10 protein-coding genes are annotated in these 13,389 nt (G+C 52.5%); 6 read left to right on the forward strand and 4 right to left on the reverse strand.

Going from position 1 to position 13,389, the window contains the following annotated elements; genetic code table 11:
• The coding region (gene guaA, locus VE954_RS23675) for a glutamine-hydrolyzing GMP synthase (protein ID WP_324957438.1) at positions 1-1,590 on the forward strand (1,590 nt) is incomplete at its 5' end.
• A 3-nt stretch (positions 1,591-1,593) separates the two neighbouring features.
• Here the strand turns inward: guaA and VE954_RS23680 are convergent.
• Complete coding sequence (locus VE954_RS23680; protein WP_324957440.1) at positions 1,594-1,836, reverse strand: hypothetical protein; 243 nt, start codon at positions 1,834-1,836, stop codon at positions 1,594-1,596.
• A gap of 265 nt (positions 1,837-2,101) precedes the next feature.
• Here VE954_RS23680 and VE954_RS23685 point away from each other — a divergent pair, with 265 nt between their 5' ends.
• Genes VE954_RS23685 through VE954_RS23695 form a run of 3 tightly spaced genes read left to right on the forward strand, consistent with a single transcriptional unit; the run spans position 2,102 to position 5,602 of the window.
• Positions 2,102-2,737 carry a hypothetical protein gene (locus tag VE954_RS23685; RefSeq protein ID WP_324957442.1) on the forward strand — a complete coding sequence of 212 codons (636 nt, stop codon included), beginning with the start codon at positions 2,102-2,104 and terminating at the stop codon, positions 2,735-2,737.
• Complete coding sequence (locus tag VE954_RS23690) at positions 2,734-4,041, forward strand: DUF1501 domain-containing protein (RefSeq protein WP_324957443.1); 1,308 nt, start codon at positions 2,734-2,736, stop codon at positions 4,039-4,041. The genes VE954_RS23685 and VE954_RS23690 overlap by 4 nt, the downstream gene beginning before the upstream one ends.
• Complete coding sequence (locus VE954_RS23695; protein WP_324957446.1) at positions 4,025-5,602, forward strand: hypothetical protein; 1,578 nt, start codon at positions 4,025-4,027, stop codon at positions 5,600-5,602. Before VE954_RS23690 ends, VE954_RS23695 begins: the two co-directional genes overlap by 17 nt.
• Before the next feature lie 60 nt (positions 5,603-5,662).
• Here VE954_RS23695 and VE954_RS23700 read toward each other — a convergent pair whose 3' ends face one another.
• Positions 5,663-6,040 (reverse strand): response regulator, encoded by a 378-nt coding sequence (locus tag VE954_RS23700; RefSeq protein WP_324957573.1) that lies wholly within the window; start codon positions 6,038-6,040, stop codon positions 5,663-5,665.
• 20 nt (positions 6,041-6,060) lie between these two features.
• Positions 6,061-11,178 (reverse strand): ATP-binding sensor histidine kinase, encoded by a 5,118-nt coding sequence (locus VE954_RS23705; protein ID WP_324957448.1) that lies wholly within the window; start codon positions 11,176-11,178, stop codon positions 6,061-6,063.
• Positions 11,179-11,538: 360 nt separating this feature from the next.
• Here VE954_RS23705 and VE954_RS23710 point away from each other — a divergent pair, with 360 nt between their 5' ends.
• Positions 11,539-11,883 (forward strand): metalloregulator ArsR/SmtB family transcription factor, encoded by a 345-nt coding sequence (locus VE954_RS23710; RefSeq protein ID WP_324957450.1) that lies wholly within the window; start codon positions 11,539-11,541, stop codon positions 11,881-11,883.
• A 29-nt stretch (positions 11,884-11,912) separates the two neighbouring features.
• On the forward strand, positions 11,913-12,428 hold the full coding sequence (locus tag VE954_RS23715) for an SRPBCC domain-containing protein (protein ID WP_324957453.1): 516 nt from the start codon (positions 11,913-11,915) through the stop codon (positions 12,426-12,428).
• Between the two features lie 22 nt (positions 12,429-12,450).
• On the opposite strand, the gene VE954_RS23720 is transcribed toward VE954_RS23715, so the two are convergent.
• Positions 12,451-13,374, reverse strand: coding sequence for a CysB family HTH-type transcriptional regulator (locus VE954_RS23720; RefSeq protein WP_324957455.1), 924 nt, complete (start codon positions 13,372-13,374; stop codon positions 12,451-12,453).
• Positions 13,375-13,389: the final 15 nt, after the last annotated feature.

Raw genomic sequence — 13,389 nt, forward strand, 5'->3', positions numbered from 1 at the left:
ATTGAAAGAAGGCCACCGATGCAACACAGCATGCAAAGACCTGTCAATGAAGGCATTCTGATTCTCGATTACGGTTCGCAGTACACGCTCCTGATCACCCGTCGCCTGCGGGAATTGGGTGTCTATGCTGAAGTCATCGACGGCACCCGCGCCACGCCTCTGGAAGATTTTCACCATCATGGCATCATCCTCTCCGGCGGTCCCGATACGGTGACCGACGAAGGCGCTCGCACGATGCCAGCCTGGGTCAAATACAGTGAGAAACCCGTGCTGGGCATCTGTTACGGAATGCAGCTGATGGCCGGTGTATCCGGCGGCAAGCTGCGCAGCGGCACCCAACGGGAATATGGTCGCGCTCAGTTGAAATTGGAACTGAGCCGTGTTCCGGCTTATGCCTCGAGTTTAAAAAACCTGCCGGCTGTGCAAACGGTCTGGATGAGTCACGGCGATGACGTCGAAGACAGCAGCGGTGTGTTTGAAGTTTTGGGTCGGACCGATGATGGGGTCGTGGCTGTCATGGCCCATAAGGAACGGCCATGGATTGGCCTGCAGTTTCATCCCGAAGTGCAGCATTCCGAATATGGCGCTGACCTGCTAAAAACCTTTATCAGCGACATCTGCCAGGCTCCTTTGAATTGGGACGCCGGCTGCATGATGGAATCATCGCTGGCCAAAATTCGTGAAAACGTCGGTGACGGCAAAGTCCTGATGGCCGTCTCGGGCGGCGTCGATTCCACGGTGGCCGCCGTGCTCCTGACCCGAGCTCTGGGTTATGAGAAAGTGCATGCGATCTTCGTGGATCATGGCCTTTTGCGCAAGGATGAGGCGCTGTGGGTTCAGGCTGAATTTGCTCGCATGGGCGTGCACCTGACCACCATGGATCGCAAGCAGGATTTCTATGCGGCCTTGAAAGGCGTCAGCGATCCGGAACAGAAGCGTAAAATCATCGGCCGTAAATTCATTGAGGTCTTCGAAACCTTTGCCAAGTCGCAAACGGGTTTCACACATCTCGGTCAGGGAACTTTGTATCCCGACGTCATTGAATCCGCTGGTCACGGCGCGGGCGCCAAGGTCATCAAGAGTCATCACAACGTCGGTGGTCTGCCCGAGAAACTGCACCTCGAACTGTGCGAGCCCTTCCGTTATCTCTTCAAGGACGAAGTCCGTGTGATAGGCCGCCAGCTGGGTCTTCCCGAACAGCTTGTAGACCGTCACCCCTTTCCAGGTCCTGGTTTGGCAGTCCGTATTCTGGGTGAGATCGATCCTGAAAGCGTGCGGATTCTGCAGGAAGCTGACGCCATCTTTATCAATAGGCTGCGTGAAGAGAATCTCTATCATGCTGTCTGGCAAGCCTTTGCGGTTCTGCTACCGGTGAAATCGGTCGGTGTCATGGGTGACAATCGCACCTATCAAAAAACCTGTGCGCTGCGTGCTGTCACGGCATCGGATGGGATGACCGCGGGCGTCGGTGATCTGCCAATCAGCTTTTTAGTCCGTGTTTCGGATGAGATTGTGCGGAAGGTCAACGGCATCAACCGTGTGGTGTACGATGTCACCACCAAGCCGCCTGCCACGATTGAGTGGGAATAAGATTCAACGTCCCTCACAACGGATGTAAGAGTATTCACTAATACTCTTGCATCCATACTCGCCTGCTTTCGGACTCGTCATAAGCCCCTGCGTTCCATTGCTGAAGACCACCACACAGGTTTTGTATTTGTTGCATTTGATAACGCGTTCGATTTTAAGCGGAGGCGGTCCCTCGACCTCAGGCGGAAAGAATTGATCGCAGGCCGAGGCCAGCATGGCAATACTTATGAAAAGAACTCTAAGCATGGAAGCCTCAATGGGGTCCACTGCACGCAGACCACCTGCCCCCCTTATCGGCCAAGGCTTAGGAATTCCCGAATGATGGCTTGTAAAAACTTTGAGAAAGTCCGTAATGCCATGATATCAAACGGTTATTTCTGCTTGTTTTCCGTTACCTGGCCCGCCAAAACCCGTATACCGTAGGCAGCGCAACCCTCACCAATCATTCCTTTTTAACAACGATCTTAGGAATTTCAGGAAAATGCCGAAGGCGGTTCATGGAGTGGACGGCATGAAACAACTTCTCTTTATAATGTTTTTCCTCAGTTCCTTCAGCAGCTGCAAATGCCAGAAGGCAGACCAGTCAGAAGCTGATGATGGCGCCAGTGCGAATGAGTCAGTGGCTTTAACACCTGCTGTGATGCGACTGACTCCAGAACAGATTTCCAAACAGATCAAGCAAGCCTTGGATTTTGATATAGGCTGGACGGATCCGGATGGTCGGTTCCATGATCTTTTGATCGAAGCCTATGGTGTGCCTCTGGGTGGCATTGACTTTGTCAGCACTCACAAACGCGATCCCATTCCGAAAGTGCAAACACTGCTTTTGGTGCGACGCATTGCATATGATGTGGCCTCAGCTGTGGTCTGGCGTGAAGCCAAACCGGATGCAACGGGCCCCATTCTCTTTCAGCATTGCAGCGTGACCGAAGACTATCCTGGCGAAGACGCGGACAAGGATAACCGTTGGATGACGCAACTTGAGGATTTCTACTGGCGTTTTTACAGCCGTCCACCCACAGAAGCCGAGAAAACTTTGGTGCGGGCAACAGCGATCGACATCATGCAACGTGAAAAGTGGCCACCGACGGTTTGGACATTGACTCTTTATGCCCTGCTGTCGAGTCAGGAGTTTTGGACCATATGAATCAAACGCGACGCAAACTTCTGCAGGATGCCTTGAAAGTATTAGCCTGGAGCCAGCTTCCACTCGCGCCCCTGATGCTGAGTGAACGTGCACAAGCCGCAGATGTGAAGCGACGCTTTCTGCATATCTTCCTGCGCGGCGGCTGGGATGCGCATCTTGGTACCGATCCTGTGATCGGCAGTAAGGCTTCCAGTGTAGCTTATAACAGTGCCTATCAGGGTCTCAGCACCTTTACCGTCTCGGGTAAAAGCAATCTCATCGGTGGCTGGGGACTGGAACCTCTCCGCCAGGCCTTATCCCTGGTTCCTACAGCGTTCATCAATGGCCTCTTTACTGAAGTCACGGCGCATGAGTTGGCACAAAACTATATGTATTCCGGCGTTTTAAGCTTGTCACGCACCCGGGAATTTCCTTCTCTATCGGCCCTGATGGGTGTGGCCGCTGGAACGTTTCCCGCGCATGTTGTCTTGGGAGGACCGGTTCCTCTGGGCGAGAGTAAACTGAGCAACCCTCCTCTGCAGGCTCAAAGTGGAGCCGGCCTCGCGGATATGCTGCGCGGGCCCTATAACCAGTGGGTGAAAACCTCATCTTTCGAACCCGTCCATGATTTGATCAAGCAGCTCGATGCGATTCATAAAACCCAACAAAGCCCTGGTGCCCAGGCAGCGATGGCCGGCTGGGAAAGTGCGGCCACACAGCTGGACCAGCTTTATGCGACAGGCGTTGGCCAGAAGCTGTCTCTCGATGCTGTGATCAAATCCCGTTATGGAATCACGGATGACTATAGTGCGCAGACTTTGATACCCAGTGCGTTTCTCACGCTAGCCTCGGGTCTTTCCCCTTATGTCACACTCAGTATCGATGGGTTTGATACGCATTCCAATCACTTTGCGCAGCATGTCCCGATCATGCGCTTGGTGGCGGCTCAGATAGCCATCCTTATCAATGATCTGCGCAGTACCGAGGATAGTCTGCAGCCGGGATCCTCCCTCATGGATAATACGACCATCCTGATCAGTTCCGAATTCGTTCGGACTCCGGGATTGAATGCGGGTTCCGGGACCGATCATTGGCCATCCGCTTCGGCCGTTCTGCTGGGCAAAGGTGTCCAGGACAATACAGTGATTGGCCGCACCGATGACAATGCTCAGGCACTGGGCTGGCTGAATGGAGCCCCGGTGGCTCGCACCACGGATACCCAGATCACACCTGAACATCTCGTCGCGACTTTGCTGGATCATATGGGTTTTTCAGCTGCGGCCCAAACCATAAGCGGAGGACGCATCGTTGGCCTCTTTACCTAAATGCCTGATCCTGGTGTTCCTAAGTAACGCCGTCGTCGCTGGTCCACGCGAAGATCTGCGAACCCTGCGGTTTTTATCGCAAGCTTTACGCGATCGTGCTCCGACGCGCGAGGAAGCCGAAGCGGTTTATCGAGCCGAAAAAACTGTCGAGCAGTTTCGTGAGGAGTGGCTCGCCGGTGCTGATCATCAGGAGCGCGTGGCTCGGTTCTTTTTCGATTTACTGGGGGCTCCCAATTACTTTTTCGTGAATGATGACGCTTATTTTCTAGAGCAGAACAGCGCCGGCATCTGGTACAGTCCCACCAAAGGCGACTGTGCGGCAGGCAGTGCAGTTACAAGCACAGCCTGGTGGAAGAATGCGGATGAAACGATTTCCATCTGCTCCAACATAGTCAGCACCCAAGTTTCTGTCACCATCAATAGCACCTATTACGGCTGCACCTGGGCCGATGGTTTTCTGCGAAGTGGTTGTGGATGTGGACCGGAGCAAATTCTCTGCTACCCCAAGTCCCTGCGCTATGATCTGATGCAGGATCTGTCTCACGAATTCAAGGATCGCGCAGCCTATGTTTATAGCCAGCAGCTGTCCTGGAAAGATCTCCTTTCGAGTTCGTCGGTTTACGGCAACCGTGCGCTCGCCCAATTCTATCTGATCAATCAGTACGTTTCCCCCTGGCAAGCAGCACCGACAGCGACCGAAATCGCGCGTCTGCGGCAAATCCCCATGACCGAGAAAGTGTGGTTTGAAGCCCCCGCAATAGGCGCGGAACGCTCAGGCATTGTCACGTCGCCAGCGTTCATGCGACGCTTCAACAATGGTCGTTCGCGCATTCGGGCTCTGACAGACGCCTTGCTCTGTCATGACGTCGATAGCACTCTCAACACCAGTGGTATCTCAACGCTGGTCAATCCCGATGTCAATGTATTGGGCCAGTCCATCGTCACAAGACCTCAATGTGCCACTTGCCATTACGGAATGGATAACCTCGCCTCCACTCTGTTTGGCTGGAATGATCAGGGGACATATGAACGTTGGCCTCAGCAGTTATCTCAAACCGGTCACGCCTTCGGTCAGGATATAATCGGGCCGGTGGCTCTTATGGACGGATATATTGAAAGAGGTCCGGGTTTCTCTGAATGTATGAGCAAGCGTGCCTGGGAGGATTTCTCGGGTCGGCCCTGGTCGGCTCTATCCACAGAAGAGCAAACAAATTTCGTGAATGCCGCCACCCAATCCCCTTATGCTTTGATCCGCGGCATCTTCCAATCGTCGGCACTGACCAGCGCCCGCGGAGGATCAACGATAGCGGATGGCAGCACCAGCTCCTATGACTTTACGCTCGACGTGAATCCTATCCTGGAACGTAGCTGTAGCGGTTCTGGCTGTCACAGCTCGGACAGCACACTGGGTACGCAGTACCGATTCATAGGCGATGCCGCGGCTTTCAAAAAATTGCCAGGTCAGCGTTTGCAGGACGGATCGATGCCCCCTGCTTCGTCTGATAAAACTCTTCCTGATTCGGATCGAGCTTTACTCATGCAATTTCTGCAGCAACCTTGATGACCGTAGATGGCGTTTTAAGAATTGGGCTGGAATGTTCTGCCAGCCTGATCGAACCGCCTATGAAGCGCAGGGAACATGTTCGGCAACCACCGCAAGCAGCACCAAGGCATCAAAGGGTTTTGGAATCAAACGCTTTGGGTCCAGACGCTTGACGTTTTTTCCGACATTGCTATCGGCCGTCATGACGATAACCGGGATGGACGAAAACCTGGAAATAGATCGCTGCTGATCGCGGAATTCAAAGCCGTCCATAATCGGCATCATGAGATCAAGAATGATAAGGTCCGGCAAAACCTCGACCGACTCCAGCGCGTCCAGGGCTTCTCTACCATTGTTCACGCATATGACATCGTAACCTTTTTTGACCAGCAGTCGACGTACCAGCATCCGAATGTCTTCGGCATCATCCACCACAAGAATTTTTTTTCCATTCATTGGCAAGCCCAGGGTTCCTCTCATCGTTCGGGTTTGAGTCGGGTTCGTAGGGGTAATTTCACGATAAAGCTTGTCCCTACGGTCTTTTTCGTATCGACAGCAATCGAGCCACTATGAGCTTCCACAATCAACTTCGAAATGAAGAGACCGAGACCGAGCCCGCTGATGTTTTTCGAGGTTGCACGCTCAAATCGATCAAAGATTCGATCTTTCCTGGCGGGGTCGATTCCGGGACCATGGTCGGTTACGGAAATTTGAGCGAGGTGGCCCGCAGGTTTGCTGATAGCGATCTCGATCGGTTTGCCAGGCGCATACTTGATGGCGTTCGATATCAGATTATTCATGAGCTGGGCAAGCCTGCCCCGATCCCACAAGCCTGAGACCGGCTCATCCGCCTTGATAGTGACCACACAATGCACCGAAGCCAGCTGGATCGCAAAGCGCTCAACGACATCCTCCATCAGCTCTCTGAGATTCACGATGACAGGCTCAATACTGATCTTACCAAGCTGGATCCGGGACACGTCAAGGAGATCATCCACAAGGTGCTCGAGTGAAGCGACCTGTTTCAGCGATACCTCAAAGCTTTCTTTTAACTCGTCAGGGCTGACGGCAGGATTATCAGCTATATCCATCTCTGCCATCTGAAGCTGCAGCTTCAAAACAGTTAAAGGAGTTTTCAGCTCATGCGAAACGATGGATAAAAATTCATCGCGCGAACGGACCGATTCCTGGGATTCCTGATAGAGCCTGGCATTGTCGATGGAGATCGCTATTTGTCCGGCCAGCAAATCAAGCACATGCAGTCGATCCACAGTGAACGCCCCAGGCGTCAGATTATTTTCCAGGTAAATGATGCCAGCCAGCCGGCCCTGACGACAGAGCGGGATGCAGAGAATGGACTTGGTCTGGCGTCGTAGAATATAGGGATCACCCGAAAAAGGACTGGAAAGTGATGCGTTGTGAATGATGACCTTTTCCCTGGTACGCTTCACAACGTTGACGATCGCCATGGGAGCAACAAGTTCAAGGCTTTCCTGGGACTCGGTAGCGTAATAAAAGCTGTACCCAATTCCAGCCTCAGCCTGTAATGAAGGAAAGCCGTTGTCGACGAAGAACAGAAGTCCTTTCTCCGCGCAGGCATACTCCAGGACCGTACTGATGAGTGTCTTCAGAAGCTCTGGCAGAGCAAGTTGACTTGCAATGATTTGCGATGATTTGAGGATGGAGAGCAGATCGAGTTCATTCGACTCCCCCGTCGACGTCGCACTGCGGGCCATCCCAGACTTGCGAAGGCTGATAGTGAATTCTTCGTTGAGCTGGTGAACCTTGCCGTGGGCTCCCCATTCTTCATAAAGATTCCGAGCTTCCCGAACGAGAAAACCGGCAACGGTCGTGGCTTTCTGCGAAAAATGGTACCTGGCAGCCAGCTCATGGGACAAGGCCCGGAACTGGATAAATCCGCTATCCTCTGAGGCCCGAATGGCTTCATCATAAAGGCTGGATGGGTTCTGCATCGGGCTCTCGATTCGCATGGCTTCCGCAGCGACAAGGGCGTGTTTCGCTCGAAAGTTGTCCGGACACACGGCAGCCCATTGTGCCAGCTGGGAACGATAGGTGAGAATTTTCTGAAGTATGGATGACTTATCCTGATGCTGTTCATGGACGGCGCAAAGCGTTAACGCATGATAGAAGCAAAAGCTCGTGAATATCGGCATGGAAAAGGCTGCCCCTAGCACTTCCTCTGCAGCCGCTGCCGATTGCATGGCGGCTGCATAATCCTCGGCATGATAAGCCGCTATGGTCTTCAGAATGTGATAATAGGCGATGCCGCACCCGAACTGGGCAGCGGAAATCGCTTTCATGGCTGCCTCTTCGTCAAACTCTTCGGTACTGAACGAAACAGGGCTTTCCGTCATACCTTTTAAGTTGAGAATAAACTGCTGTTCAATGCGGATGGTTTCATAAACAGCTTTGTATTTGGTCCGCTGAGCAAAGGACGCGTATTTGAGCGTATATTGGTGGACGTCTTCAAGTGAAGCTCCTGACTCCCATACGTGCCAGGGGGACTGAAACCCGATGTAGTTCGAATAAATAAGATCGCCGCCTTCCACGCATGCTGCAAAACCCTTTTCCAGAATGGGCAGACCTGATGCCACATGGTTTTTCCAGAAGTTGACATGATCGCCCAAAAAATGGAGCATGCAGCCTTTGAGTTTTGCGTCACTGAATCGTTCGTTGAGCTGAATCGCCAACTGAGAGAATTCCAGGCCTCCGTCAACGTCCCCCTGGGCGCCGCAGAGAATGATTCCATAGATGCCGTAACCGTAGCAGGACGACTCCGTATTCCCATGCGCCAGGGAAAGACTCACCATCTTCATGGCGATCCAGGAAAAAACAGGGGGCCTTACCATGTAAATAGGGGGACCTGCGGCCTCAAGCAGCCACAACGCGGCTTTGACCTTGGGATCGGTGGCCAGTGGGGCCTTGATCAGGTCCAAGGCAGGGCGGGCGCCGAGAAGCCTCTGGACTGTCTCGCGTTCCCTCTCCAGCGCTTCAGACACCTGATCATCGGCAGGAACTTCATGGCCTGTGCTGGCAAGAGCTTGACTGAAAATGTCGACAGCACGTTCAAAGTCGCCAGCAACCTGGAAAAGTCTAATTTGCGATTGATAGACTCTGGCACAGTCGATGGGATCCTTCGCCCGTGCCAGCAGCACCTTGCTGAGTTGCTCGGCCTCGTGCAGATGCGCTGAGAGGAACTCGGACTCATAAAAATCATAGTGAAGTTCGTAGGAGAGCTGGTAATCAGTCTCCCAGGCCTTGGGTGGCATCAGGGAAACCGCCGCTGCAAAATACTTCACAGCGGGATGGTATGCGGAAGCGGCTTTGGCTTGCTTGCCGGCATTGAAGTTGAGAAGGAGCACCTCATGACGCTCCGCAAGGTCCCAAAGCAAATCAAGCGCAAGATTGAATTGACCGACGATATCAAACAATCGGCTATCATGCCAACCAGGGGCGAGATGAGCCAGGAGCCGCCGGCCTAAATTAAGGTGCTGGACTTTCCTCTCCTCTTCATCGAGGAGGCCATAGGCAGCCTGCTGGACCTTATCATGATGGAATTTGTAAATACGTTTTCCTGCATCGCGTTCGTCGTCCACGGCGAGAAAAATGAGTCCGGCCTCAACAGGCATGTCCAATTGATTCAGAGTTTGCTCGAGTGAAAGGCCCACCGCGGTGGCCAGAAATTCGACATTAAACGTATTGCCCAGGCAGGCGGCCGTCGCCGTGATGCCCTGACCTTCTGCAGGGAGGCGCAAAAGCTTTTTAGTGAGCAGATCGACGACGTTGCTTGTGACGGTCTGGGAGCGGATGCTGGCAGGATCCCAGCGCCATATACGGGTCAGGGAATCGTATTTGATCAAGCCGTCCTGATAAAGCGATCGCAAAAACTCGATCATGAAAAATGGATTGCCTGCTGTCTTGGTCATGATGAGCTCAGTGAGCGAGCGACCCGCCTCAGGAGTGGTGCGGAAAGAATCCGACAAAAATTCGGACACCGTCTGTTCGTCAAGAGGTTGCAGTATGATCTGGGTAAGGTTGCCGCCACTTTTTTCGAGTTGGTGCATGGTCATCGTAAAGGGATGAGCGGCATCCACTTCATTATCCCGATAGGCAAGCACGACCAGGATGGAACCCATGCCTGTCGCATGAAGGACATTGTTGATCAGGCTGAGTGTTGCACCGTCCGACCATTGCATGTCATCGAGAAATAGCGTCAGGGGATGCTCGCGGGTCGCAAAAACTCCGATCAGTTCCTGAAAGACAAAGTTGAAACGATTCTGCGATTCAGCGGGGCCGAGCGCTGCCACCGGCAGCTGCTTGCCTATGAGAAATTCAAGATTGGGAATAAGATCACTGACGACCTTACCGTTGGTTCCGACCGCTTCGAGGATCTGGCTTCGCCAGACCAAAAGCTTTTCTTCGGACTCGCTTAAAATCTGCTGTAACAGTTCCGTGACAGCCTGCACGATAGGAAAATAAGGGATATTGCGTTTATATTGTTCTGATTTTCCCGTGATGAAGTAACCATGTCGCTGCACGACAGGTTTATAGAGCTCGCGGACCAAAGCTGATTTGCCAACCCCGGAATAACCGCCGAGCAGGCACGCGACAGGGGTATCATGCTCAACGCAGGACTCAAAACAAGCGACCATTTTCGCCACTTCATCTTCGCGACCATGAAGCTTTTGTGAAAGCTGGAGCGTATCCGAAATGTCCTGCTGAGCCAACGTAAAGGTTATGACGTGGCCCCGTGACGCAAATTCCGTTTCGCAATGCAACAAGTCGGCAAGTATCCCCGCCGCACTTTGGTAACGATCCTCCGGCGTTTTAGCCAGCAGCTTCAGGACGATGTTCGACAATACGCCTGGCACGGTCGGATTAATTTCGGTCGGGCTGGGAGGACGCCTGGCGATGTGACAGTGCACCCACTCGAGGGGATCCTTCGCTGAGAACGGGAGTTCGCCAGTCAGCATCTGAAAGAAAGTCACGCCAAGAGAATAGAGATCAGACCGGAAATCAATGGCCCGATTCATCCGCCCTGTCTGCTCCGGTGCGATATAAGGCCACGTACCTTGCGGTGTGTACGGGTTGTTCGGAATGCGATAGGGAGACACAAAGGAAGTTGCGATCCCAAAATCGATGATCCTGATTTCATTGGTGGATCGTTTCAATAGAATATTTTGTGGTTTGATATCAAGGTGAAGAACATTTTTTTCGTGAATCGACTTCAAGGACTCGGTTATTTTGATTGCCAGAGTCAGGAAGTCCGAAACGGTCAAAGGATTTTTAAGGAAATGTTCAAGCGATGTGCCGCCAAAGTCCTCCATGACCAAAACCGGTCGTCCCTCGTATTTGGACATGCTGATCGGTTTGACAATTGAGGGCAGGTCGAGGTTGCTGGAAATCGTGTATTCGTGTTCGAGCCGGCGTAGATCACACAGTGTGACTTGATCGGCCTCGTTCAGCACCTTGAGAATGACGGGAGAATTATTTGGTAGAAGTCTCCCTCTGAGGAGACAGGTCCGCTCACCTTGATGAAGGACCTCGTGGATTACACAATCCAATGAGCTCATGATGGACTCTTTTCGTTTGGCGGCTGGCATTTGCAACGAACTTGCCGCGCCTTGACGATGGGACGGTGACGAGTAATTCTATGGATATTAAGGAAGAGCGCTGGGAAATACAACCCATCCTTTCCAACCCAGCCTCTACCCGCTGATTCCCTCTTGACCCCTACAGCAATAAAAAACTTCGTTTTTCGCATATCTGTGAAATCCGATCCGCTGCTTCTAAAATTAGCCAGTTATATCATTAGGATGAAGAAAATTTTAAATATTCCTTTACAAGAATATTCCTTTTGCCGAATATATAAATGTGAAGGGTGCTGAATGAATTCAACCCAATGGCAACCGCCCCTTCACGAGGTGACCGATATGCAAAAACACCGTCCAGCCCTGGATATCACAACGCTGAGTGCGTTGGCAGAACCGAATCGCTTGCATATCGTTGAACTCCTGCGCAACGGTCCGCTCACTGTGGGGGAGATCGCGGAACGCCTTGGGCTTCGGCAGCCTCAGGCTTCGAAACATTTGAAGGTGCTGAGCGAAAGCGGAATTTTGGAAGTGAGAGCCGAGGCCAACCGCCGCGTTTACACGCTCCGTTCCGAACCCTTTCTGAAGATGGAGACTTGGCTGAAGTCCTTCCCGCAGGCAATGGAAGAGAGATTCGACAATCTGGAAGAGTATCTGACGAAGATTCAGGGCGAAAAGAAATCCTAGATCAAACCGATGAAACGGAGGAAAGAATCATGTCCAGGAATGCAATGGTTTCTCGTGTGGAAAACGATACTGTGCTGATTTTGGAACGCATTTTTAATGCGCCTCGCGAGCTTGTTTGGAAGATGTTCAAGGAACCCGACCATCTTAAACACTGGTGGGGCCCTCGCGGCTGGGAGCTCCCCGTTTGCAAAGTCGACTTCCGGGCTGGTGGCGTCTGGCATTATTGCATGAAATGCGTGGATAAGAGTCAGGGTGAATTCTTCGGCATGGAAGCCTGGGGTAAAGCGATTTACAAGGAGATCGTCGCGCCGGAAAAAGTGGTTTACGTCGACTATTTTTCCGACGCTGAGGGCAATAACAATGAATCCTTGCCATCAACCCTGGTCACGATGGAATTCGTCGATCTCGGTGGCAGGACCAAACTTATCAGTCGTGGGGAGTATGCTTCAAAGGAAGCTCTGGAAACCGTCATGAACATGGGCATGCTGGATGGCATCACCCAGTCCTGGGATCGTTTGGAAGAGCGGTTGAAAGAGCTTACTTAAGTGGTATGGGGGCTACGGCCCCTCACTCGCGACTCAAGGCGGCCCGCACACTGCTTTCCTTAAGATCGCTGGACAGGTTTTCCAGAAACCGATAGGCGAAATCCCGCAGATAATGCCCGCGTCGCAAGCCAACCTTGGTGACATTCAATTCAAAGATATGACTCGCATCCAGCAAACGCAGACCGTGATCACGGCCGGGATTAAAAGCCATTGAAGCAATGATCCCGATCCCCAGCCCCACTTCCACATAGGTCTTGATCACATCAGCATCAATCGCGGAAAGGACGATATCAGGCGTCAGGCGCGCGGCCGCAAAGGCATTATCGATTTGATAGCGGCCCGTGAAACCTTCCTGATAGGTGATGATCGGATATTCTGCCAAAGCTTCAACCGTCAGACGATCCATCTGCGTCAGGGGATGACCCACCGGCACGATCACACCGTGATACCAGCTGTAGCAGGGGAAGGTGACGATCTCGGGTATGCTATCAAGACCCTCGGTGGCAATCGCAAAATCGGCTTCGCCACTCACCACCATGGCTGCAATTTCACGGGGACTGCCCTGATGCAAACCCAGGTGCACTTTAGGAAAGGTATTCTTAAAACTCTTGATCACGTCGGGCAAAGCATAACGCGCCTGCGTATGCGTTGTGGCGATCAGCATTTGCCCCTGGTCACGACTGGCAAACTGATCGGCAATTCGTTTCAAATTCTGTGAATCCACCAGAATCCGTTCCACAACCTCGGCCAATTCACGACCGGCCGGCGTCAAACCCAACAGACGTTTGCCACGCCGCACAAAGATTTCGATCCCAAGTTCGTCTTCAAGATCCTTGATGTGCTTGCTGACACCAGGCTGGGATGTATAAAGAGCAGCAGCCACATCGGTCAGATTGAAATCCCGGCGAATGGTTTCGCGAACTATTCGAAGCTGCTGAAAATTCATGGCTCACGGTCCGTG

Source organism: Oligoflexus sp., from assembly GCF_035638955.1.
Taxonomy (GTDB): domain Bacteria; phylum Bdellovibrionota_B; class Oligoflexia; order Oligoflexales; family Oligoflexaceae; genus Oligoflexus.